Source organism: Afipia sp. GW822-FHT04G07 (genome assembly GCF_058800765.1).
The window spans coordinates 566,117-588,233 of sequence record NZ_JBXAMP010000001.1 but is presented as its reverse complement, the minus strand read 5'-3'; the positions used below and the strand labels follow the sequence as shown (position 1 = coordinate 588,233).

Here is a 22,117-nt window from a genome sequence, read left to right as displayed (position 1 = left end):
TCGGGTAGATCAGCGCCCTAGATAAAAAGCGTCGAAGAACAGGTCTTTCCTGCGGGTCCAATGCTGTGCCCGTTGACCGAGAAACGTCGAAATGAACGCGCTCGTCCGAATTGCCCTGAGCCGCCCCTATACCTTCGTGGTGCTGGCGCTTCTTCTTCTGATCGTGGGGCCGCTCGCGGCGCTGCGGACGCCGACCGATATTTTCCCCGAAATCCGCATCCCCGTGATCGGCGTGGTCTGGTCCTATACCGGCCTGCCGCCGGACCAGATGTCGGGCCGCATCGTCACGCCGTTCCAGCGCGCGCTGACGACGACCGTCAACGACATCGAGCACATCGTTGCCAATTCCTACAACGGAACGGGCGTCATCAAGATCTTCTTCCAGCCCAATGTCGACATCCGCACTGCCAACGCGCAGGTCACCGCGATCTCGCAGACCATGCTCCGGCAGCTGCCGCCGGGCTCCACGCCGCCGCTGATCCTGAACTACAACGCTTCCACGGTGCCGATCATCCAGCTTGCGCTGGCAGGTGAGGGACTGACCGAACAGAACCTGTTCGACTTCGCCACCAACCAGTTGCGCACGCCGCTGGTCACTGTGCCCGGAGCCGCGATCCCGTGGCCCTACGGCGGCAAGCAACGCCAGATCCAGATCGATCTCAATCCGAGTGCGATGCAGGCGCTTGGCCTGTCGGGGGCGGACGTCGCCAACGCCCTTGCCGCGCAAAACCTGATCACGCCGGTCGGCACCCAGAAGATCGGCAACTTCGAATACAACATCCGGCTCAACAACTCGCCGCTGAAGATCGAGGAACTGGGCGATCTGCCGATCAAGGTGGTCAACGGGGCGACCGTCTATATCCGCGACGTGGCCACGGTGCGCGACGGCAACCCGCCGCAGACCAACATCGTTCATGTCGACGGCAACCGCTCCGTGCTGATGATGGTGCTGAAAGCCGGCGCGACATCGACGCTCGACATCATCTCGGGCGTCAAACAGAAGATCATCGATATCAAGGATACGATGCCTGACTCGCTCAAGGTGTCGTTCATCGGCGACCAGTCGATTTTCGTGCGCGGCGCGATCAAGGGCGTGGCGTTCGAGGGCATCCTGGCCGCGGCGCTGACGAGCGTCATGATCCTGCTGTTTCTGGGAAGCTGGCGCTCGACCGTCATCATCGCGGTGTCGATCCCGCTGTCGGTGCTCGGCGCGATCATATGCCTGGCGGCGATCGGCGAGACGCTCAACATCATGACGCTCGGCGGGCTTGCGCTCGCAGTCGGTATTCTGGTCGACGATGCCACGGTGACGATTGAGAACATCAATTGGCATCTGGAGCAGGGCAAGGAGGTCGAGGAATCGATTCTCGATGGCGCGCGGCAGATCGTGACGCCGGCCTTCGTATCGCTGCTGTGTATCTGCATCGTGTTCGTGCCGATGTTCTTCCTGACCGGCGTGTCGCGCTTCCTGTTCGTGCCGATGGCGCTCTCGGTGATGTTCGCGATGGCCTGGTCGTTCATCCTGTCGCGCACGCTGGTGCCGACGATGGCGAAGTACCTGCTGCATAAGCACGCCCATGACGAGCACGGCAATGCCGCGGAGAAGCCGCGCACCCGCAATCCGCTTGTGATGTTCCAGCGCGGTTTCGAGGCGCGGTTCGAGAAGTTCAGGGCGGGCTATCACGGCCTGCTCGAAATGGCGCTTGGCCGCCGCCCGCTGTTCGTCACGGGCTTCCTCGCCTTCGTCGCGCTGTCGTTCCTGCTGGTGCCGTTTCTCGGCCGGAACTTCTTCCCGTCGGTCGATACCGGCCAGATCCTGATCCATGTCCGCAATCAGGTCGGCACTCGCGTCGAGGAGACCGCGAACCGGCTGGCGGAAATCCAGAAGACCATCCGGCGGATCATTCCGCCGGAGCAGATCGAGACCATGGCTGACAATATCGGGATGCCGAACAGCAGCATCAACATGACCTACAACAACACCGGCGTGATCGGTCCGCAGGACGGCGACATCCAGATCAAGCTCAGGGAAGATCACAAGCCGACCGACGAGTATGTGCGCGAGCTGCGCGAGAAACTGCCGCGCGAATTTCCGGGCATTTCGTTCGCGTTCCTGCCGGCCGACATCGTCAGCCAGATCCTGAATTTCGGCGCGCCGGCGCCGATTGACATTCAGGTGCGCGGCGCCAACGGCGATGCGAATTTCAAGTACGCCACTGACCTCCTGCGGCGCGTGAGGCTCGTGTCAGGTATCGCGGATGCGCGGATCCAGCAGTCGCCGAACAATCCCGGCTTCAATGTCGATGTTGACCGCACCCGCGCGCAATATGTCGGGCTGACGGCGCGCGACGTCACCAACAGCATGGTCGTCAATCTCGCCGGCAGTTCGCAGGTCGCGCCGACGTTCTATCTCAATCCGGACAACGGCGTGTCGTATTCCATCGTGATGCAGACTCCGCAGTACAAGATCGACTCGCTGAACAAGCTCGAAGCGCTGCCGATTTCCGCCGCCGGCATGGCGAACTCGCCGATGCTGGGCGGCATCGCGGACATCAAGCGCTCCGCGTCCAGCGCGGTGGTCTCGCAATACGACATTCAGACCATGGTTCAGATCTACGCGACGCCGCAGGGCCGCGATCTCGGCGCGGTGGCGAAGGACATCAACAAGATCATCGCGGACACCGCGAAGGACGTTCCAAAGGGCAGCACCGTCGTCCTGCTCGGTCAGGTCGAGACCATGAACAGTGCGTTCGCGGGCCTGCTGTTCGGTCTGCTCGGCGCGATCGTGCTGATCTATCTGCTGATCGTTGTGAACTTCCAGTCATGGTCCGATCCGTTCGTGATAGTATCTGCGCTGCCCGCCGCGCTGGCCGGCATCGTCTGGATCCTGTTTGCAACCCACACCACGCTGTCGGTGCCCGCGTTGACGGGTGCGATCATGTGCATGGGCGTCGCCACCGCCAACAGCGTGCTGGTGATTTCTTTCGCCCGTGAGCGTTACGAGGAACTCGGCGATCCGGTCGCGGCCGCGCTCGACGCCGGTTTCGTCCGGTTCCGTCCGGTGCTGATGACGGCGCTGGCCATGATCATCGGCATGACGCCGATGGCGCTGGGCATGGGCGAGGGCGGCGAGCAGAATGCGCCGCTCGGACGCGCCGTGGTCGGCGGACTTGTTTTCGCGACGTTCGCCACATTGATGTTCGTGCCCGTGGTGTTCAGTATGGTTCACAAGAAGATGCCCGCAAAACCTGCGACGGCACCGGAGATCGTTCATGCGACCTGATCAAGCCCCGCCGGTGTCGCCGCGCAAGATACGGCTGTACGGAACCGTTGCCATCGGTGTGCTCACGGCAGTGGTCGTCACCGGCATCATCACGCGCTCGAACGGCGACGTGAAACTGCGCGAGTGGACCGACGCACAGGCGGTGCCGTCCGTTGCGGTGGCGCTGCCGGGCACCAAGCCGCTCGACGCCACGCTCGAACTGCCGGGCCGGCTAGAGGCCTATTCGCGCGCGCCGATCTATGCGCGCGTCAGCGGCTACCTCAAAACATGGAACGTGGACATCGGCGCGAAGGTCACGGCAGGGCAGTTGCTCGCCGAGATCGAAGCGCCGGACCTCGACCAGCAATTGCTTCAGGCCCGCGCCGACCTCACCAACGCGCAGGCGGCGGCCAAGCTCTCCGGTGCGACACTGGCGCGGCGCAAGACGCTGCTCGCCTCCAACTTCGTGTCGCAGCAGGAAATCGACGAACGCTCCGCGGATCTCGCCAGCAAGGAAGCGCAGGTCAATTCGATGCAGGCCAACGTCGCGCGTCTGGTGGCGTTGGCCAGCTACAAGAATGTCACGGCACCGTTCGACGGCGTCGTCACCGAGCGCAACACCGATGTCGGCGCGCTGATCAACGGCGGCACCGGCGCCGGTGCTGCGATGTTCGTCGTGTCCGATGTCAAGAAGCTGCGGCTCTACGTCAACGTGCCGCAAAGCTATCTGCCCGGAATCCGGATGGGCGCGAAAGCGATTGTCACCGTGCCGGAGTATGCCGGCCGTACGTTCCCGGCGACCATCGAAGCGTCGGCGCAGTCGATCGATATTTCCTCCGGCACCACGCGGATGCAGCTCGCCATCGAGAACACCAACAACGAGCTGCGCCCCGGCGCGTTCGCCAACGTCAAGCTGGCTTTGACGCGGGACGTTCAGCCGCTTTCCATCCCGGCGAGCGCGCTGATCTTCAACAACAGCGGGCTTCGCGTCGCCACCGTCAGCGCCGGCGACAAGGTGATGTTCAAGACAGTGACCATCGCGCGCGATCTCGGCCGCGACATCGAGATCGCGACCGGCCTTGCGGCGGATGACCGCGTGATCGTGACGCCGCTTGACGGCATCGCGGAGGGCGATCAGGTTCGCATCGCGGGCTCGGGCAAGGACGGCACGCCCCGGACAAGCTCGAACAGCACCACCAAGACCGAGTAGCCGCCTTCGACGGTCGGCGGCTACGACGCCTGACCCTCGGAGAGTTCCCCATGCAAGCGCTTCTGGAAGCCACCGGCAGTTTCCGGATCGGCCCGCATTTGATCGCGCTTGCGGTGGCTTATATCTTGGCGCTGCCGATCGGATGGAACCGGGAGAAGGAAGAACGCAGCGCCGGCCTGCGCACGTTTCCGCTGGTGGCGCTCGCGACCTGCGGCATCGTGCAGGCGACCGAACATATCCTTGAAGGCCATCCCGAAGGCACCGCCCGGATCATCGAAGGGTTGATGACCGGCATGGGCTTCATCGGCGGTGGCGCGATCCTGAAAACAGAGAACTCCGTGCGCGGCACCGCGACTGCCGCCAGCCTTTGGGCGACCGGCGCAACCGGCGCCGCCGTCGGCCTCGGCTCCTACGACGTGGCCGTGGTCATTTCGCTGTTCACGTTTCTGACGCTCTGGCTGCTTGCGCCCTTCAAGCAGGAAGCGAAGAAATAAGCCGGGCCACGGGAGTTACCGGTGTCCACCAACCCGTCCTGGAAAGCCTGGATGGTGAGTGCTTTCCCCCGGCAGTCCGCTCGCCGTCGCGCCGGTTCCGATAATTCCTGCCGTTGATGTGTTTGGCGCGCCGGGCTGATTGATGCCGCTGGTATTGTTTCCGCTCGGCATCGGAGCCAACAGGGCCGGGGGCGTTGCCGGGGACACGCTAGCCGAACCGGCCGCGTCCTGCGCGAGTGCGACTGTTGAGATCGTCAGCACGGTGACGGCGGCCGATGTGGCCGCGAGCGCTGTCAGAATGAATTTGCGTGGCATGAGAGCCTCCTTCGTTTGGCGAAGGCTCAACCGGCTGCTGCCGGGCGTTGTTCAGGAACATCGGCGTGAGGCGATTACAATTTAGACAGGAAGCGCAATGTCGGCGGAAAGCCTGAACAGGTGGACCTGAGAAAAACGGCCCCCGAAATTCGGGGGCCTTTTGCTGCCTGTCTTAGCGTTTCGGACTGCCGACAGGAGCCGGGTAGCCAGGATTGCTGGTGCTGTCGCCCGGCAGGCCGCTGGGGGATGCCCCGGTGCCGATCGACCCCGGCGTCGAGGTGTTCGGCACACCGGGCTGGTTGACGCCGCCGGTATTGCTGCCGGTTGTTGCGGGCGGGGTGGCGACCGGGGGCGGCGTTGCCGGCGAAACGCCCGGGGTGCCGGCAGCCGAACCGCCCGGCGAGGAAGGCGGGCGGCTTGGGCCATCGCTACCGTCGCGGATGCAGCGACCGAGGCTGCCACCAAAGTTGTCAGGAGAAGTTTGTGTCGCATGAGGATCTCCGTTGAGGTGGCCCAACACACCGGGGCGTTTACCGTTCCGGAAAATTGCTGTGATGCCGCCGCAAGGCTCGTGCTACAGGCTCGTGCCACGAAAATAATCAGGCTGCCGCCGATCCCGTCTTGGAACGTTCACGGAAATGGCGCATTATGATTTTTGCCGGTTTGGGAAACGAGTGTCATGCGTACCGTCTTCGCCGTCGCGTTGCTGTGTTTTGCCTCCGCGCCTTGTCTGGCGCAGGACGCGACCCCGACCTTTCTGAAAAGAGAACCGTATTTCCTGCCGCCGTCATCGGTCGTGTTCGTCGATAACGGCACCTGCGGCGTGGGCAAGGTGCTCAAGATCACCGGCGCTCTCGGCGCCATCCGCCGCAAGAAAGTCTGCGTGGCGATGGGACGGGAAGAAGCCTCGCGGACCTTCGCTACGCCCTGACGCGCCCCTCGGCCCCGCCTTTACTTCACGTCCTTTTCCATAGCTCGACCAGCGGACCGTCCGGTCCGTAAACCGGATCGGTCTCGGGCAGGGCCACCCGCGGTATCCTGCGCAGGGCGAGCCGGTGGTTTTCGGGCGTCGGGCGGGTGATTTCCATCTCCGGTCCTGGCGGGTAGGCACCGACAACCAGGAAATCTTCGCTCGCCCACAGGCACTGATGACCGGTGCCCGCCGGCAGAATGGCGACATCGCCCTTCCGGATCTCGAATTCCTGGCCTTGATCGCCGCCGAAGCGCACGTTCGCGCGCCCTCGTGCGACCGCAAGCACCTCATGCACGGTCGCGTGGTAGTGGAGATAGCCGAAAATACCGTTGCGCCACATCTGCCCCCAGCCGTTCGCGGCGAACAGCTTTTCAATGGTTTCTTCCGGCTGGCCATTCAGCGCGATGGCGCCCTTGTAGAGCAGGAACGGCAGCGGATTGTTCGGCACCAGCCCGTCATCGGCGAAGACGAACGACACCGGCCTAACCTTGTAGGTCGCCGTGGCGGGGTCCGAATAATAGGGCGCAGTCATGCCAATCGATTCCACGTTTTCCATGTCGATCACGGGAGATTGCCGGTGGCGGTGCCGCGCGGCGGGGATATCGATACAACGCGTCATGACAAGCCGCGTTCCAGCTTGGGCGATTGCGGCGAGGGCATAAAAAATCGAGGCGTCGCGGAACCCGCGACGCCTCGATGGCCGTTAAGGGCAGAACGGGAGATCAGTCCGCCTTCACGACGCCGCCGAACTGTTCCCAGCTCTTGCCGTTCCAGCGCTGCATCTGCATCTGGGTGTAGGCCTGATTGACTGCGGGAGTGGTGTTGACATTGATGCCGGGCAGCGCGGTCGGCAGCGCGAAGTCCTTGAAGCTCTTGCTTTGCGCCACGATGTTCTCGCGCGACAGATCCTTGCCGCTCTGCTTGATGAGTTGCTCGAGGATCATGCCCTGCTGATAGCCGTACAGGTAGTTCTGGTCGGACAGATCCGCGCCCGGCAGATACTTGTTGAAGAACGCGACGAAGTCATTCACGCCCTTGTCGTCCTTCCACTTCGGATCGGTCGCATCCTTCTGGAAGCCGGCCGTCACCACGCCTGTCACCTTGTCGAGGCCGACAGGCACGAACGTGTTGCCGATCGAGGCGGCAACGAAGTTGATCAGGGTGAGGGGCTTCCATCCCAGCTCGTTCATCTTGCGCAGGGCCTGCGCGCCGAACTTCGGCGTACCGGCAATCAGAAGTGCGTCCGGTGCTGCGGCTCTCAGGTTGACGACCTGCGAGTCGACGGTGGGATCGGCAACTTCGTAAGCGATGGCCACGACCTTTGCCGCGTAGTCGTCCTTGTAGACGGCCTTCATCGCAGCGACGAAATCCTTGCCGAGATCGTCGTTCTGATAAAGGATTCCGACCTTCGCGTTCGGCACCTGCGCGCGGAAATACTTCGCGTAGATCTTCCCTTCGGTATCGTAGCTCGGCAGCGCCGTGGTGGTCAGCGGATACTCCTTGCCGTCGGTGAACTTGGTCGCTCCGGTCGTGATGAAGGCGGAGGGGATCTTCTTGCCGGTGAGATACTTGATGGTCGCGGAGTTCGACGGGGTTCCCAACTGGCCGAACATGAAGGCGACCTCGTCGCTCTCGATCAGCTTGCGGGTGTGTTCGACCGCCTTCGGCGGGCTGTAGGCATCGTCATAGGTGATGAGGTTGATCTTGCGGCCGTTGACGCCGCCGCGATCATTGACCTGATTGATGTAGGCGATGAGACCCTTGCCGGAATTGCCAAGGGATGAGGCCGGTCCGCTGAATGGGAAGGTCGCCCCGACCTTGATTTCCGTGGCCGTGACGCCCGGCGCGTCCCCGGCGAGCGCGGAAGCCGTCATCGCCAGCGACGCCGCAACCGTGATGAGCAATTTCTTCGACATGTGGTCTCCTCCTGCCGTTCCCCGAATGGCCGTTTCGCGTGAATCGCCAACTGGCTCTTAGTTCGATTTTAGAACTTCTAATTAGCCGAGATGGAAACGAGCGCAAGTGAAAAAATTCGATGGTTTATGAGCTCGTTAGCCGAAATGGACAGCCGCAGTTGCGGCTTGCGCGTTTAAAGTATTGTTTTTGAACTTTAATTCTGGTGGCGACGGACGCCCGACGGCAAGATGCCGCGGCGTCAGGGCGGCGCGTGAATTCAGCGATCTTCGGTGAATTCGTAGCGGTCGCGGATCAGTGCGTTGAAGAACGCGCCCTGCGAGGCGGCCCGGCAGAACTGGTAATAGACCTCGCCGGGCACACCGGAATAGCTGTAGCGCCGCCCGCTCGTGAAAGTGACGTGAAGCTCGCGCGTGGACGCGTTATAATCGATGCGCGAAATAACGCTTGATCCGGTCTGCGGCATGGGCCCTCGATGCCTCGTTCCATCGGATATGGGGACGGGCGGCGGCGATGCCAGCAAGAGACCGGAGAGATTTGCAACCAGAGACCTGACGCGATTTCGGAAGAGATTTCGATGAGCCCGACCACCGTCAAACCGAAAACCACGACGCAAACGAAGACGAAGCCCAAGCTGCAGCGTCCGCCGCTCTACAAGGTGATCCTGCTCAACGACGACTACACGCCGCGCGAGTTCGTCGTGACGGTGTTGAAAGCGGTGTTCCGCATGGGCGAGGAAACCGCGAGCCGCGTCATGCTGACGGCACACCAAAAAGGGGCCTGCGTCATCGCGGTCTACACGCGCGATGTCGCCGAGACCAAGGCCAAGGAAGCAACCGAACTCGGCAAGGCCAAGGGTTACCCGCTGTTCTTCACGACGGAGCCGGAGGAATAGGGCGCTTCATCTGGTGGAGACGAAATCCAGGGGACGTCATAACTGCCAGTCCGGCGGATCGTCTTGCCAGCGCTGCGCCGGGCATTACCCTGCGCGCCATGACATCAGACCCCGCGACTATCCTGCCGCCGCTGTTCGCCTGCCTCGAGACGCTCAGTCTCATTGCGCGTCATTTGGATCCGCCCGAGTTCGGCTCCGTGATGGCGGCGGTCGGCACGCCTGACGCGGCGCTGCGCGCGGCCTATTCGGATTTCAAGCCATCAAATGCGTCGGATGTCGTCGGCACCCGGCTCATTGCCGCCAGCGACGAAGCGCTGTCCGCGTTCAGGGAGTTGCGTGAAGCCGCCGGGCAGGGCGACATCCGCGCGGTCTTTAAGGCCTTGCGTCATGCGCCGCGCGCGCAGGAAGCGCTCTATCCGCTCGCGGCAATAATCCCGGCGGTGAACGCCTTCTTTCTCGATCCGTCGTTGCGTAGCGATGCCGATGCGCTCGCGCGCGCCATGCAGCCTGCGCGCGACAACGAGACTGGCGTCATGCATGTCGACAACGAACCGCGCACACGCGGCGGCTACTCGCTCTATGTTCCTGAAAATTACACGCCGGACCGCGCGTGGCCACTGGTGGTGGCGTTGCATGGCGGTAGCGGTCATGGCCGTGGCTTCCTGTGGAGCTGGCTGCGCGATGCGCGCTCGTTCGGTGCGATCCTCGTCGCGCCGACGTCGCGCGGGAATTCTCTCGGCAGCACGTGGGCGCTGATGGGCGACGACAACGACACGCCGAACCTCGCGCGCATCGTCGCGACGGTTCGTGAGTGTTGGAATGTCGATCCGGCGCGGCTGCTGCTCACTGGCATGAGCGACGGCGGCACGTTCTGCTATGTCAGCGCGCTCGACGGCGGATCGCCGTTCACGCATCTGGCGCCGGTGTCGGCGACGTTTCACCCGATGCTGATTGCAACGGCCGACGCCGAGCGGCTCCGGGCACTGCCGATCCATCTCGTGCACGGCGCACTGGATTGGATGTTTCCGGTGGAGGTGGCGCGGCAGGCGCAGAAGGCGCTGACGGCGGCGGGCGCGAACGTGACCTATCGGGAGATCGACGATCTCAGCCACACCTATCCGCGCGAGATCAACGCGCCGCTGCTGGAATGGCTGAAGGCGTAGCCGCGCAGGCGATTGCGCGATATAAAAGGCTCATGAAGAAACCTGTCACGATGAAGCCCGCGCGCATTCCGGTTGCCTATATTTTCGGCATCGCGACCTTGACGTTTTTGGCCGCGCCCCATGCCCCGGCGCACGCGCAATCCGCCGATCTCGTGCTGTGCGACCGGCTCGCCGCCGATCCCGCCGATCCGGATAAACCGGCGGACGCGAAGGGCGTGACCAGCATCGGAGCGGGCGACGTCGCGACCGCGATCAAGTTTTGCAAGCAGGCGTCAGGTTCGTCGCGCCGCGCGATGTATCAGCTCGGCCGCGCCTATGCCGCCAACCAGCAGAACGGTGAAGCCATCGCGGCCTGGCGCAAGGCCAGCGACAAGGGCAGCACGTCGGCGATGGTCGAACTCGGCGTGGCTTACGCGACCGGCGCGGGTGTCGCCAAGGATGAGGCTGCGGCTGGCAAGCTGTTCGAGCGCGCGGCGCAGGGCGGCAATCCGCGCGGCGTCAGCAATCTCGCGGCCCTGTCCGGCAAAGGCGGCGCCGCTGCGCCCGCCGACGCGGCCCGTTCGCGCAGCCTGCTGGCGAAAGCAGCCGAGACCAATGCCGAGGCGCAGTATCAGCTTGGCATCATGCTGGCGGATGGCGTCGGCGGTCCGAAGGATGATGCAGGCGCGCGCAGCCTGTTCGAGAAGGCGGCGGCGCAGGATCATCCCGGCGCGCTGGAGCGCATGGGTTACTTCGCGCAAAGCGGACGCGGCGGCGCGCAGGATTCAAGTGCTGCGAAAACCTACTACGAGAAAGCCGCAGCACTGGGCAACGACGATGCCAAGGCGGCGCTCAAGCGCGCGGAATGCCCCTACGTCATCAAGGACAAGTCCGGCAAGGTCGTCACCAACCTGTGCTTCTGAAGCCGCGTTACAGCGCCTGTGATGCCGTGACCAGAAGGCCGCCGATGATGGCCATGTTGGAGAGCCAGACATTGATCGTGTTCTGCCGCGCGGGATCTTCCATGTCCCAGAAGTTCAGCAGCAGGAACGACGCAGCAATCGTGAAGACAACCAGCCCGAACGCCGCTGCCGGCACCCATAGCCCCGCCATCAGCAGCACACCGCCGACGAACTGAAACGACGAACCTGCCAGCAGCACGAGGCGCGGAAATGGAATGCCGCGTGCCGCGATGACCTGCGTCAGCACCGGGATCAGGAACAGGTGCTTCACGCCGGCATAGACGAACAGGCCGCCGAGCAACAGGCGGCCGACAACGAGCAGGGCATAGGCGGGATCGAACGACATACGGCGGGTTCAGCCCGTCCGGCGCGCGCCGTCGACCGCAAAGCCGGTTCTGCTGTCCGGCGCGCGATGCCGCGGCAGCTTGTCGGGATCGGGATTGAAGCTGAAGATTTCGAGGCTGCGCAAATGCGTCGAGGCGCGCGAGACGAACACCGGCGTGTCGCCCGCAATCGCCCGGATGGTTTCCGCGCCGCAGCCCGAGCACTGATAGGTGAACTCGAGCCGCGTCATTGCCCATCGCACGTCCTGCACCTCCATGAGGTGACGCGCGCAGCCCGGACACACGATCACGGCCGGCTTGGCATCCCGGAGTGGCACGTTCGCGAGCATCTGAACTCTCCTTCGAGGAGGAAGGAACGGATCACGGCCCGCCGCGAAACGGCGGGGCCATGGGCAGAATTCAATGTATCGCCGGGAGGGGACAGATCGTGGCGGGCCGGGGAGAAATGCACAGGAAAATGCCGGAAAACCCCGGTTTTTCGGGCTTATCAACAGCTACGAGCGAAGCGTTTTCGAGCGAAGTTGGCGCCGGTTCGCGTGAAGAAAACGCGCGTCAAAAAAGCTAATCCAGCTTGGCGACCACGACCAGCCGCCGGATTTCGTTGTTCTTGTAGGCCCGGACGAACGCATCGTAGTCCTTGAACGACACGCAGCCGTTGGAATCGCCGCGCGGGCCGAGCAGGTAGCTATGGGCAAGAAGCCCGGTTCGTCCGTGGATATTCTCGGGCCCGCCGACCGGATGAAGCCGGATCGCTTCCACGCCATGGAACAGGCTTTCGCGCATCGCGAGGTCATAGGTGTGGGGCGGTGTTGCGCCCTGCATGCGGACGTGAACGTAGCGCGGATCGTCCATTTTGCTGCCGAGGCCGGAATGCGCTTCGAGCTTGGTGCCGTTCGGCAGGTAAACCGTGCGCGCGGAAATATCGTAGACGGCGGTTTGCTTGTCGAAGCGCCCAGGCGTCAGGCTGCTGCCGTCGCTGGTGATGCCGCCATCGGGCGACGCGAAGGCGAGCGTCGGGCCTTTTTCCTGCCGGCCGAACAGCTTTTCAAAGATGGTGAGTTTCGGCTGGGCGATGGCCGCGAGCGCCGCGGCCTTGTTGGCGTGGGCGATCTCGCCGCGCGACGGGCCTTCGGGCATGGCGCGCAGCGAGGCGGGACGCGGCGTCGGCAGCGGAATGGCAAGCGATGCCTGCTGAATCTTCGGCAACGGCAATTGCGCGTCGCGCGTCTCGGGCGCAGGCGGCACGTCAGTTTCGGGTTGGGTGGCAGGCTCGGGCAGGGCTTCAGGTGCAAGCGACGCCACTTTGTAGGTCTGTTGCGGCTGCTGCGCGATCGGCAGCCTGTCGGCCTTGGCCAGCACCGGCTTCGATGCGGGCCAGTCGTCCGACCGCGACACGAAGCGCTCGTTGAACGACAGCGGCGGCGCGCTCACGGAAGGCGCGACCGGTGCAGATGTGTCCCGCGATTGAGTTCCCAGCGACGATGTGACATCGAGGTCGGCGACCGATGTGGCGAGTGCGGCCTTCGCGCCGGGGATGAAAACCACTTGCGGCAGTTCGACCGCCATCGACTGGACGCCGGGGCCGAGCACATTGATGTAGAGCGTCCAGGCGCAGGCCAGTGCCACGGCTGCGAGACCTGCGCCGCCGATCACCGCCTGCGGCGTGAGCTTTCGCGGAGGCTGTTCGTTCCAGGCGGTCGAAACCCGATACGCGGTATTGTACGCCATTACGCCTTACGCCCAGAATTTTTCACGCACACACACTCCCGCGCACGATGACTGGCGCGCAGGCCGCACGTTTGACGCACGAGCCTGCGTTCGGACTCCCACGGACCGGTGAGTTCCCCAGAATGCATCTCGCAAACATGCGGAGCGCCATTAAGGCGAATGTTCGTTAAATGCGGATTAAATCCGGGAAGATGTGAGGCAAGGCAATCGCATGCGCGCGTGACACAATCCGGACTCAATTTGCCGGGGCGGATGGAACCCTGCGATGCCGCCGGTTTCAGATCGGCGCGCTGTGTTCAGCGAAAGAACGAGGGCAGGATCGCGTGCAGCCAGACATACGGATCGCCGATCAGCCCGAACGCCCAAAGCAACACGGCGACGGCATAGGCGACGAACAGCGCGCGCACCAGCAACGACAGCCAGAAGCCGCCGGGATTCTCGCGGCGGTCGATATTCCAGCCGCGCCTGTTCTCGACAATCCCGGTCTGGAAACTTTTCCAGATCGAAAACGCGGACCACAGGCCGATGGCTTCGAAAAGGGCCGCGCGCAGGAAAGGGGACATGACTGGAATCTTTGCAGAAATTCTTTGGAGGAAATCTTTGGCAGAAGTCTTGGACGGGACGCGTTGGCAGACTCGTTCGGTCCGCTGTTGATTGGTGTCCGATGCGGGGTGAAAGGTTCAAGCGCGGACGCCGAAGAGTCCGCGCCGGTCAGAGCGGCGAGGCGAGCGTGCGATGCGAGGCAATCGACCTCGCGATCGCACCCCAGCGCTATTCGATCTTGATGTCGGCCGCGACGATGACCTGCTTCCAGCGCGCGACTTCCTCAGCCACGAACGCCTTGAATTCCTCCGGCGTGGTTCCCATGGCGACGATGCCCTGCTGCTCGAGCTTCTTCTTCAGTTCGGGGTCGGCGAGGGCCTTCTTCGCCTCAACGGACATGCGCTCCACGATCTCCTTCGGCACGCCCGCAGGCGCAATGATGCCCGCCCAGGTGCCGGAGGTGAAATCCTTCACGCCTTGTTCGATCAGCGTCGGCGTATCGCCCGCCGCCGGAACGCGCTCCTTTGAGGCCACGCCGAGCGCCCTGGCGTTGCCGGCGCGCACCTGCTCCATCAGCGGCCCGATGATGTCGAACATCACGTTGATCTGGCCGCCCACCAGATCCTGCAGCGCGCCGGCCGTGCCCTTGTAAGGCACATGCTGGACATTGATGCCTTCGCGGCTCTTCAGCATTTCCATGGTGAGGTGTGCCGCCGAGCCGATGCCGCTGGACGCGAAATTGAGCGTACCCGGTTTTGCTTTCGCCAGCGCGATGAACTCCTTCATGTCCTTTGCTGGAAGCGAAGGCGTCGCGATCAGAATCAGCGGCGCGACGCTCATCAGCGAGACATAGGTGAAATCCTTTTCCGTGTTGTAGGGCAGGTTCGCCTTGAGCGTCGCGTTGACTGCGTGCGCCGCGATCACGGTGCCGAAGGTGTAGCCATCGGGCGCGGCCTTGGCGACCGCATCGGTGCCGATGGCGGCGTTGGCGCCCGGCTTGTTCTCGATGACGATGCTCTGCCCGAGCGAGGCCGCGACCTTTTCCGAGACAAGGCGCGCCATCATGTCGGTGTAGCCGCCCGGCGTGTAAGGCACGATCATGCGGATCGGCCGGTTCGGCCAGTTCTGCGTGGAGGTCTGCGCCGACGCGCTTCCAATGCCGGTGGAGATGACGACAAGCGCACCCAGCGCGCGGACGAGGGACTTCATTTCGGCGATTCCTTCCCGGATGTGCGGCTTGATGGTGGCGTTGCCCGGTCAATCGCAGCGTTGTTTCTTGTTTCCCGCGAGGCGTTGCGCGAGTCTTATGCAGCGGATGCTATATCAAGCAGGAGCGGGAAGGGAAGGTGGATTGGTGACAGCGAGCAGCGGGAAGGGCGAGGCCAGCTGGCGCGCAAAATGATGGACGCGAAAATACGCCCCATCCGCGCCAAGCTCTTCGGCTGCGACCGCGAGATCGATGGATTGCAGCAGCGTGTCAGAGGCGGTTCGCGTTTGTGGATGCGAGGAGGGTGACCAGTGGCCGAAGGTGAGAAATCCGATTTTCTTCATTGAGGCGGGGCACTCGCGCGTGTGCGATCCGTCCCATGGGGTTGCAGACGTGCGAGGCACGGTAGCGATGTAATCGATGCTAAACTTAAGAATGACTGCCTGCGACTATTTTAGGAACGGCTTGAACAATATTGCTCGGAATTTCGGGCGCTCCTCCGCCTTTGGTGAAGCCGGTATCTTGCGGAGCAAATATGCAAGCTGCCGCATAGCTTAGAACAATATCTCGTTGCTCCTCATTTTTGGCTGCGTTTACCAACGCGTTAAATGTCAAAAGCGCATTTTGACGATGCCTATTGATTACCGCGTTGTGACGATGCGAAAGAAAATTTCTGGCGCATAAGACGAGCATATAGGCAATCACGCCAAAGATGAGAATTTTGCTGAGACCGAGTTGAATGGCTTCATAATTGTTAGTCGGCGCTAGCCAACTTACTTTGTGTAGTGTTGCTGAGACAATGGCGTACAAGCCAAGGCCGATGGCGGTCCAAATGGTGGCGGTTCTCCAGTCTCTGGCATCATTGTCGTGTAATGTACTTTCCGCTTGGAAATACATGGCTTGCTGCGAGACTCCTTGTTCAGCAGCAACCTTTCTAACTTCGCCTAAAATGCGCTCCGCTTCTTCCTGATTTCCCTTGAGGCTCGAAGTTACCTCCGATGCACGATCTGATGCCGCCTGCATTGCAGCACGCGCCTCGCGTTCAAGCGCCCGAAAATCTTTCGTTCGTGATGCCGCGTAAGATATTAGAGGGGAGAGGGTGTTGAAGTAGGAATCATACTGCCCTGAAATTGAATCAATAAGGCTAGTTCTTACGCCGTAGGCGTTGTCTTGCTTCGGGTCAAATTTAAGTATCTGCTCAATAGTATTAAAAAAGCTGTCGGCATGCTCCTGAATCTGATTTTGCCGAGCTTGAGGTATGTCAGAAAGATATTCTGCAGGAAATTGTTGAAAGAGGCTGATTGCCTTCTTCGCTGGCGCAACAGCTTCTCTAAAATTCAATGCTGTTCCCAGATCAATATCTCGGGAAAGAGTTTCCGGATCGAATTGTTGGATGCGCTCAAGCGATTGCTGCGCCTTAGTTGCCTCTGCCATTTGATGCGCCTCGCTATTTGCATTTTGAAATTCAAATTAGGGCAATCGAAAAAAGGCCGCTCTTCGAGCGGCCTTTAATATTTTCAATCGATGTTCAAAATCACGAACACCCTGTCGTGCTTCCACACGTATCGCACTTCATACAGGTGCCATTCCGCACCAGCGTGAAGTTCGAGCACTCCGTGCACATGTCGCCTTCATAGCCGCGCGCCTTGGCTTCCGCGCGGCGTTCGGCCTTGGACGGTGCGGCCTGCACGGCCGCTGCGGCTGAACCGGACTTGCTCCAGTTTTGCTGCTCCAGCTTCTCGGTCGGCGAGAGTTCGCGCTCGGGCTCCGCAGCCTTCAGCGCGACAGCGCCTTCGGCCGATGAACCTTCGCTGCCGTGCCGTGCGGTTGCGCCGCCCGATGCAATCGCGGTGACGTTGCTTGCGGCCAGCGCGTCGGCGCCACCCTGCATGACCACAAGCTTGTCGGTGCGCGAGCGGGTGAGGCCCTTCGAGACGAACTTGTTGCCGTCCGGATTGCGGCCTTCCTCGACGCCCTTGCCGAGCGCGTCGAACTGCGTCTCGCTCGGATCGACATGGGCGAGATCGAAGCGCGACTGGTACGACACGGCGAGTTCGCGGAACACGTAGTCGAGGATCGAGGTCGCGAACTTGATCGAGTCGTTGCCCTGCACCGGGCCCGCAGGCTCGAAGCGGGTGAAGGTGAAGGCGTCGACATATTCTTCCAGCGGCACGCCATACTGGAGACCCAGCGAGACGGCGATGGCGAAGTTGTTGATGAAGGAGCGAAGGGCTGCGCCTTCCTTGTGCATGTCGATGAAGATTTCGCCGAGGCGGCCGTCATCGTATTCGCCGGTGCGCAGGTAAACCTTGTGCCCGCCGACGACAGCCTTCTGGGTGTAGCCCTTGCGGCGATCCGGCATCTTCTCGCGCTCGCGCATGACGACGATGCGCTCGACCAGCTTCTCGACGATCTTCTCCGAGACCTGGGTGGTGCGCGCCGCCATCGGCTTGTCGTAGAACGCCTCGATCGCGTCGTCTTCCTCGTCATCGTCGCTGATGAGCTGCGAGTTCAGCGGCTGCGAGAGCTTGGAGCCGTCGCGGTAGAGCGCGTTGGCCTTGAGCGCGAGCTTCCACGACAGCAGGTAAGCGGATTTGCAATCCTCCACCGTGGCGTCGTTCGGCATGTTGATGGTCTTGGAGATCGCACCCGAGATGAAGGGCTGCGACGCCGCCATCATGCGGATGTGGCTTTCCACCGAGAGATAACGCTTTCCAATTTTCCCGCACGGATTGGCGCAGTCGAACACGTTGTAGTGCTCGGCCTTCAGGTGCGGTGCGCCTTCCACGGTCATCGCACCGCAGATGTGGATGTTGGCAGCTTCGATCTCGCGCTTGGTGAAGCCAATCGCCGCGAGCAAGTCGAAGCCGGGGGCGGCAATCGCTTCCGGATCGATCTTCAGCGCGCCGGTGAGGAAATCCTCGCCGAAGGTCCACTTGTTGAACGCGAACTTGATGTCGAACGCGGTCGGCAATGCAGCCTCGGCCTTCGCGATCGCCTCGTCGGTGAAGCCCTTGGCTTTCAGGGTCGAGACGTTGATGCCGGGCGACTGACCCAGCGAGCCATGGCCGACGGCGTAGGCTTCGATTTCCGCGATCTCGTTCTCGGGATAGCCGAGCGCGCGCAGCGCTTCTGGAACTGCGCGGTTGATGATCTTCCAGTAGCCGCCGCCGGCGAGCTTCTTGAATTTCACCAGCGCGAAGTCAGGTTCGATGCCGGTGGTGTCGCAATCCATCACAAGGCCGATGGTGCCGGTCGGCGCGACCACGGTGGTCTGCGCGTTGCGGTAGCCGTGCAGTTCGCCGAGTTCGAGCGCCTTGTCCCATGTGGCCTTGGCGCGGGCGACGACGTCGGCTTGCGGGCAGCTTGCGTAGTCGAGCGGCACCGGGTTGACGGCGAGGTTCTCGAAGCCGCGGGATTCGCCATGCGCCGCGCGGCGATGGTTGCGGATCACGCGCAGCATGTGGGCTGCGTTCTTCTTGTAGCCGGGGAAGGGGCCAAGCTCCTTCGCCATTTCGGCGGAGGTTGCATAAGCGGTGCCGGTCATCACGGCGGTCAGCGCGCCGCACAGCGCGCGGCCTTCCTTGGAGTCGTACGACAGACCCATGGTCATCAGCAGGCCGCCGATGTTGGCGTAGCCGAGGCCCAGCGTGCGGTACTCGTAGGAGAGTTCCGCGATGGGCTTCGACGGAAACTGCGCCATCATGACGGAGATTTCCAGCACGACGGTCCACAGACGGCACAGATGCTCGTAGGCTTCGACGTCGAAGCGGCGCGTCTGCGTGTCGTAGAACGTCAAGAGGTTGGCGGAGGCGAGGTTGCACGCCGTGTCGTCGAGGAACATGTACTCGGAGCAAGGGTTCGACGCGCGGATGTCGCCGCTGGCTTTACACGTGTGCCAGTCGTTCATGGTGGTGTTAAAGTGCAGGCCGGGATCGGCCGACGCCCAGGCGGCGTAACCGATCTTCTCCCACAGGTCGCGGGCCTTCAGCGTCTTCGTCACCTTCTTGTTGGTGCGGCCGATCAGGTCCCAGGTGCCGTCGGTTTCCACCGCGCGCAGGAAGTCGTCCTTCAGCGAAACCGAGTTGTTCGAGTTCTGGCCGGCGACGGTGAGATAGGCTTCCGAATCCCAGTCGGTGTCGTAGACGTCGAACGAGATGTCGGTGTAGCCCTGCTTGGCGAACTGCATCACGCGCTTGATGAGATTGTCCTGCACCATGGCGCGGCGCGCGAACTTGATCTCGCGGCGGAGCGCGGGGTTCTTTTCAGGGTCGAAGCAGTCGTCGCCTGAACCTTCGCAGTTCACGCAGGCCTTCATCACGGCCTTGAGGTGCTTCTGGTTGATCTTGGAGCCGGTGACGAGGGCGGCGACCTTCTGCTCCTCCTTCACCTTCCAGTCGATATAGGTCTCGATATCCGGATGGTCGGCGTCGACCACGACCATCTTGGCCGCGCGACGGGTGGTGCCGCCGGACTTGATCGCGCCCGCGGCGCGGTCGCCGATCTTGAGGAACGACATGAGGCCGGAGGAGCGGCCGCCGCCGGACAGCTTTTCGCCTTCGCCGCGCAGGCGCGAGAAGTTGGAGCCGGTGCCGGAGCCGTATTTGAACAGGCGTGCTTCACGAACCCACAGATCCATGATGCCGCCTTCGTTGACCAGGTCGTCGTCCACGCCCTGGATGAAGCAGGCGTGCGGCTGCGGATGCTCGTAGGAGGATTTGGATTTGGTCAGCTTGCCGGTTTTCCAGTCCACATAGTAATGGCCCTGGCCGGGACCGTCGACGCCGTAGGCCCAGTGCAGTCCGGTGTTGAACCACTGCGGCGAGTTCGGCGCGACCATCTGCTTGGCGAGCATGAAGCGCAGTTCGTCATAGAACGCGCGGGCGTCTTCTTCCGATGTGAAGTACGAACCCTTCCAGCCCCAGTAGGTCCAGCAGCCGGCGAGGCGGTCAAACACCTGCTTGGCGGAATGCTCGCCGCCGATGCGCTCGGCTTCGGGGAGGGCGGCCAGCGCCTCGGTGTCCGGCACCGAGCGCCACAGCCACGACGGAACGGTTTCTTCCTCGACCTTCTTCAGGCGCGAGGCGACGCCGGCCTTGCGGAAATACTTCTGCGCGAGAACGTCGGAGGCGACCTGCGACCAGAACTCGGGAACCTCGACATTCTCCAGCCGGAACACCACCGAGCCATCCGGATTCCGGATCTCGCTCGTCGTCAGCCGAAAATCGATGGCGGCGTAGGGTGACTGATCGGCTGTGGTGTAGCGGCGTTCGATTCGCATGGTCGTGCCCCGTCTCATTTTTGGCCGGCGCGTCCGCATCTGGCGGAACACCGGAGATTTCAAATTCGCGAACTGGTTCGTTCGCAGCTTTGCCGTTCACGCTCGTCCCTTATTTGGGTCCGATGCCCCGGCCTGTTAACTCTGGTGGGCAAGGTATGGTCCCCACGACCAGTCTTGCCCGAACGCCCCAATTTCGCCTTTTGCGCCACGGTTTTCCGCGGTTTCGCCTTATGCACGCGCACTGTCGTCCGGCTCCGGAAAACGGGCAGACAAATCCACGGCCCGTGGCCTCGACCGGCCTGACGGAGCTGTCTTTTTGACCCTTTTCGGGAGGTGTCCGGCGAACCTAAAACCTTCGCGCCGAACAATCCCAAAGCTAGGCCGACTCCATCCGGCTCGTCAAGAATTAGTATCGAAAACTGAATCAAATACTAAATATGGTGGAAAATGCGGATTTCCAGCGGAATGGGTCATCGCCGGCAGGGTTCGCATTGCGGGAAGTATCGGTGAGTCCTTGTGGATTCGGAAGCCGGATTTTCACCTGCTTGTGAGTTCCTCCAAACTTTGTCGCGGGCCTCCGGAAAAGCACCTTTGCTATGCGCTCATTTTGGGGATTTCGGGTGGATCGCGAGGGGCGCACGTGGTCTTTCTCCCCGTCATCCACATGGCTGTGGACACCCGTGTCCCGAATCCGAAGTTCGCCTGACCCTGCTGCAGGTCCCAAAGCGAACTTCGGATTCGAAGGGACACTGGAAATTTATAACTTCAGTGTGGTTCTGGTTCGCAAGTCCGCAAAGAACAAGCTGCGGGAACGATGCGGACTTGCGAACCACCACACTGGTTGAAGGACGAAGCTGTGGACACGCGCACACCGCCCGAAGCCCTGATCGAACCGACGCCGACCGAACATGCCGCCGCGCTCCGGCGGTCGCGGATGATCGGCTATCTGCTGCTGGTGGCGACGTCGGTCGGCTGGGGCCTGAACTGGCCGGTGACCAAGCGTCTTCTCAGCGAATTGCCGCCGCTGTCGGTGCGCGGTCTGTCCGGCATCGTCGGCGCGGCGCTGCTGGCCCTGGTGGCGCTGGCGTTCCGGCAGTCGCTCGCGGTGCCGCGCGCGCAATGGCCCAGGCTGGTGCTGCTGTCGATTCTCAACGTGACGTCGTGGATGGCGCTGATGGGTCTGGCGCTGGTGTATCTGCCGGCGAGTGAAGCTGCGGTGATGGCCTACACGATGCCGGTCTGGGCTGCCGCGCTGGCGTGGCCGATTCTCGGCGAGCGCATCTCTCTCATCCGCATCGTGGCGCTGCTCATGGCGCTGGCCGGACTTGTGGCGCTGATGGGAGGCGGCGGCGTCGCGGCGAGTTACGCGAAGTTGCCGGGCATCGTCATGGCGTTGCTGGGTGCCTTCGGTTTCGCACTGGGCACCGTGATCGCCAAGCGCTGGCCGCTGACTTTGCCGCCGCTGACCTCGGCGGTCTGGCAGATCCTGATCGGCTGCCTGCCGGTGTCGATAGTGGGTCTTCTGATAGAGCAGCCGCATTTCATGGCGCTGTCGTCACTGGGCTGGACGCTGTTCGGCTACTCGATCGTCATCCAGTTTTGTATTGCCTATGCCTGCTGGTTCGCAGCTCTTCAGAGGCTTCCGGCATCGGTTGCCGCCATCGGTACGTTGCTGGTGCCGGTGATCGGCGTGGTGGCATCGGCAGTGGCCCTCGGCGAACCGCTCGGCCCGGCACAGATCGCGGCTTTGGGATTCACTATTGCCGGTGTCGTGCTGGCATCCCGATACTGATCGATACTCTCAATCCGCGCAGATAAGCCTGCCAATAGCCCATTAATTGGCTCTG

General features: G+C 62.4%; 19 protein-coding genes and 1 pseudogene. 8 read left to right on the top strand and 12 right to left on the bottom strand.

Features of this window, described 5'->3' with window-relative positions; genetic code table 11:
* Positions 1 to 91: 91 nt before the first annotated feature.
* Genes AC1RKJ_RS02800 through AC1RKJ_RS02790 form a run of 3 tightly spaced genes read left to right on the top strand, consistent with a single transcriptional unit; the run spans position 92 to position 4,966 of the window.
* Positions 92 to 3,283 (top strand): efflux RND transporter permease subunit, encoded by a 3,192-nt coding sequence (locus AC1RKJ_RS02800; RefSeq protein ID WP_492789377.1) that lies wholly within the window; start codon positions 92 to 94, stop codon positions 3,281 to 3,283.
* The gene (locus AC1RKJ_RS02795; RefSeq protein ID WP_492789376.1) at positions 3,273 to 4,472 is read left to right on the top strand and encodes an efflux RND transporter periplasmic adaptor subunit; all 1,200 of its coding nucleotides are present in this window, start codon (positions 3,273 to 3,275) and stop codon (positions 4,470 to 4,472) included. The genes AC1RKJ_RS02800 and AC1RKJ_RS02795 overlap by 11 nt, the downstream gene beginning before the upstream one ends.
* Before the next feature lie 50 nt (positions 4,473 to 4,522).
* Positions 4,523 to 4,966 carry an MgtC/SapB family protein gene (locus AC1RKJ_RS02790; RefSeq protein WP_492789375.1) on the top strand — a complete coding sequence of 148 codons (444 nt, stop codon included), beginning with the start codon at positions 4,523 to 4,525 and terminating at the stop codon, positions 4,964 to 4,966.
* A 15-nt stretch (positions 4,967 to 4,981) separates the two neighbouring features.
* Here AC1RKJ_RS02790 and AC1RKJ_RS02785 read toward each other — a convergent pair whose 3' ends face one another.
* A complete protein-coding gene (locus AC1RKJ_RS02785; protein ID WP_492789374.1) occupies positions 4,982 to 5,281 on the bottom strand; it encodes a hypothetical protein in 300 nt (99 codons plus the stop codon).
* A 679-nt stretch (positions 5,282 to 5,960) separates the two neighbouring features.
* On the opposite strand from AC1RKJ_RS02785, the gene AC1RKJ_RS02780 reads away from it, so the two are divergent.
* The gene (locus tag AC1RKJ_RS02780; protein ID WP_492789373.1) at positions 5,961 to 6,212 is read left to right on the top strand and encodes a hypothetical protein; all 252 of its coding nucleotides are present in this window, start codon (positions 5,961 to 5,963) and stop codon (positions 6,210 to 6,212) included.
* A 25-nt stretch (positions 6,213 to 6,237) separates the two neighbouring features.
* Here the strand turns inward: AC1RKJ_RS02780 and AC1RKJ_RS02775 are convergent, their stop codons facing one another.
* From AC1RKJ_RS02775 to AC1RKJ_RS02765, 3 genes are all read right to left on the bottom strand, one after another.
* Positions 6,238 to 6,786, bottom strand: coding sequence for a cupin domain-containing protein (locus AC1RKJ_RS02775; RefSeq protein ID WP_492792626.1), 549 nt, complete (start codon positions 6,784 to 6,786; stop codon positions 6,238 to 6,240).
* Between the two features lie 190 nt (positions 6,787 to 6,976).
* On the bottom strand, positions 6,977 to 8,170 hold the full coding sequence (locus tag AC1RKJ_RS02770) for an ABC transporter substrate-binding protein (protein WP_492789372.1): 1,194 nt from the start codon (positions 8,168 to 8,170) through the stop codon (positions 6,977 to 6,979).
* A gap of 257 nt (positions 8,171 to 8,427) precedes the next feature.
* On the bottom strand, positions 8,428 to 8,634 hold the full coding sequence (locus tag AC1RKJ_RS02765) for a KTSC domain-containing protein (protein WP_492789371.1): 207 nt from the start codon (positions 8,632 to 8,634) through the stop codon (positions 8,428 to 8,430).
* Between the two features lie 111 nt (positions 8,635 to 8,745).
* Here AC1RKJ_RS02765 and clpS point away from each other — a divergent pair, with 111 nt between their 5' ends.
* From clpS to AC1RKJ_RS02750, 3 genes are all read left to right on the top strand, one after another.
* Complete coding sequence (gene clpS, locus AC1RKJ_RS02760) at positions 8,746 to 9,063, top strand: ATP-dependent Clp protease adapter ClpS (protein WP_492789370.1); 318 nt, start codon at positions 8,746 to 8,748, stop codon at positions 9,061 to 9,063.
* 98 nt (positions 9,064 to 9,161) lie between these two features.
* Positions 9,162 to 10,226 (top strand): carboxylesterase family protein, encoded by a 1,065-nt coding sequence (locus tag AC1RKJ_RS02755; RefSeq protein WP_492789369.1) that lies wholly within the window; start codon positions 9,162 to 9,164, stop codon positions 10,224 to 10,226.
* 50 nt (positions 10,227 to 10,276) lie between these two features.
* Positions 10,277 to 11,128: a tetratricopeptide repeat protein gene (locus AC1RKJ_RS02750; RefSeq protein ID WP_492792625.1), complete on the top strand. Its 852-nt coding sequence runs from the start codon at positions 10,277 to 10,279 to the stop codon at positions 11,126 to 11,128.
* A gap of 7 nt (positions 11,129 to 11,135) precedes the next feature.
* Here the strand turns inward: AC1RKJ_RS02750 and AC1RKJ_RS02745 are convergent, their stop codons facing one another.
* From AC1RKJ_RS02745 to AC1RKJ_RS02710, 8 genes and pseudogenes are all read right to left on the bottom strand, one after another.
* Positions 11,136 to 11,513 (bottom strand): DoxX family protein, encoded by a 378-nt coding sequence (locus AC1RKJ_RS02745; RefSeq protein WP_492789368.1) that lies wholly within the window; start codon positions 11,511 to 11,513, stop codon positions 11,136 to 11,138.
* Between the two features lie 9 nt (positions 11,514 to 11,522).
* Complete coding sequence (locus AC1RKJ_RS02740) at positions 11,523 to 11,840, bottom strand: hypothetical protein (RefSeq protein ID WP_492789367.1); 318 nt, start codon at positions 11,838 to 11,840, stop codon at positions 11,523 to 11,525.
* Between the two features lie 232 nt (positions 11,841 to 12,072).
* A complete protein-coding gene (locus AC1RKJ_RS02735; protein WP_492789366.1) occupies positions 12,073 to 13,239 on the bottom strand; it encodes a DUF2778 domain-containing protein in 1,167 nt (388 codons plus the stop codon).
* 296 nt (positions 13,240 to 13,535) lie between these two features.
* The gene (locus AC1RKJ_RS02730) at positions 13,536 to 13,802 is read right to left on the bottom strand and encodes a hypothetical protein (protein ID WP_492789365.1); all 267 of its coding nucleotides are present in this window, start codon (positions 13,800 to 13,802) and stop codon (positions 13,536 to 13,538) included.
* Between the two features lie 208 nt (positions 13,803 to 14,010).
* Positions 14,011 to 14,991 (bottom strand): Bug family tripartite tricarboxylate transporter substrate binding protein, encoded by a 981-nt coding sequence (locus tag AC1RKJ_RS02725; protein WP_492789364.1) that lies wholly within the window; start codon positions 14,989 to 14,991, stop codon positions 14,011 to 14,013.
* A 150-nt stretch (positions 14,992 to 15,141) separates the two neighbouring features.
* A pseudogene (locus tag AC1RKJ_RS02720) lies at positions 15,142 to 15,333 on the bottom strand (LLM class flavin-dependent oxidoreductase); the annotation flags it as partial.
* Between the two features lie 85 nt (positions 15,334 to 15,418).
* Positions 15,419 to 16,423 carry a DUF6161 domain-containing protein gene (locus AC1RKJ_RS02715; RefSeq protein WP_492789363.1) on the bottom strand — a complete coding sequence of 335 codons (1,005 nt, stop codon included), beginning with the start codon at positions 16,421 to 16,423 and terminating at the stop codon, positions 15,419 to 15,421.
* 100 nt (positions 16,424 to 16,523) lie between these two features.
* Positions 16,524 to 20,270 (bottom strand): vitamin B12-dependent ribonucleotide reductase, encoded by a 3,747-nt coding sequence (locus AC1RKJ_RS02710; RefSeq protein WP_492789362.1) that lies wholly within the window; start codon positions 20,268 to 20,270, stop codon positions 16,524 to 16,526.
* A 934-nt stretch (positions 20,271 to 21,204) separates the two neighbouring features.
* Here AC1RKJ_RS02710 and AC1RKJ_RS02705 point away from each other — a divergent pair.
* Entirely contained in the window at positions 21,205 to 22,062 is an 858-nt protein-coding gene (locus tag AC1RKJ_RS02705) for a DMT family transporter (RefSeq protein WP_492792624.1), read from the top strand.
* Positions 22,063 to 22,117 lie beyond the last annotated feature (55 nt).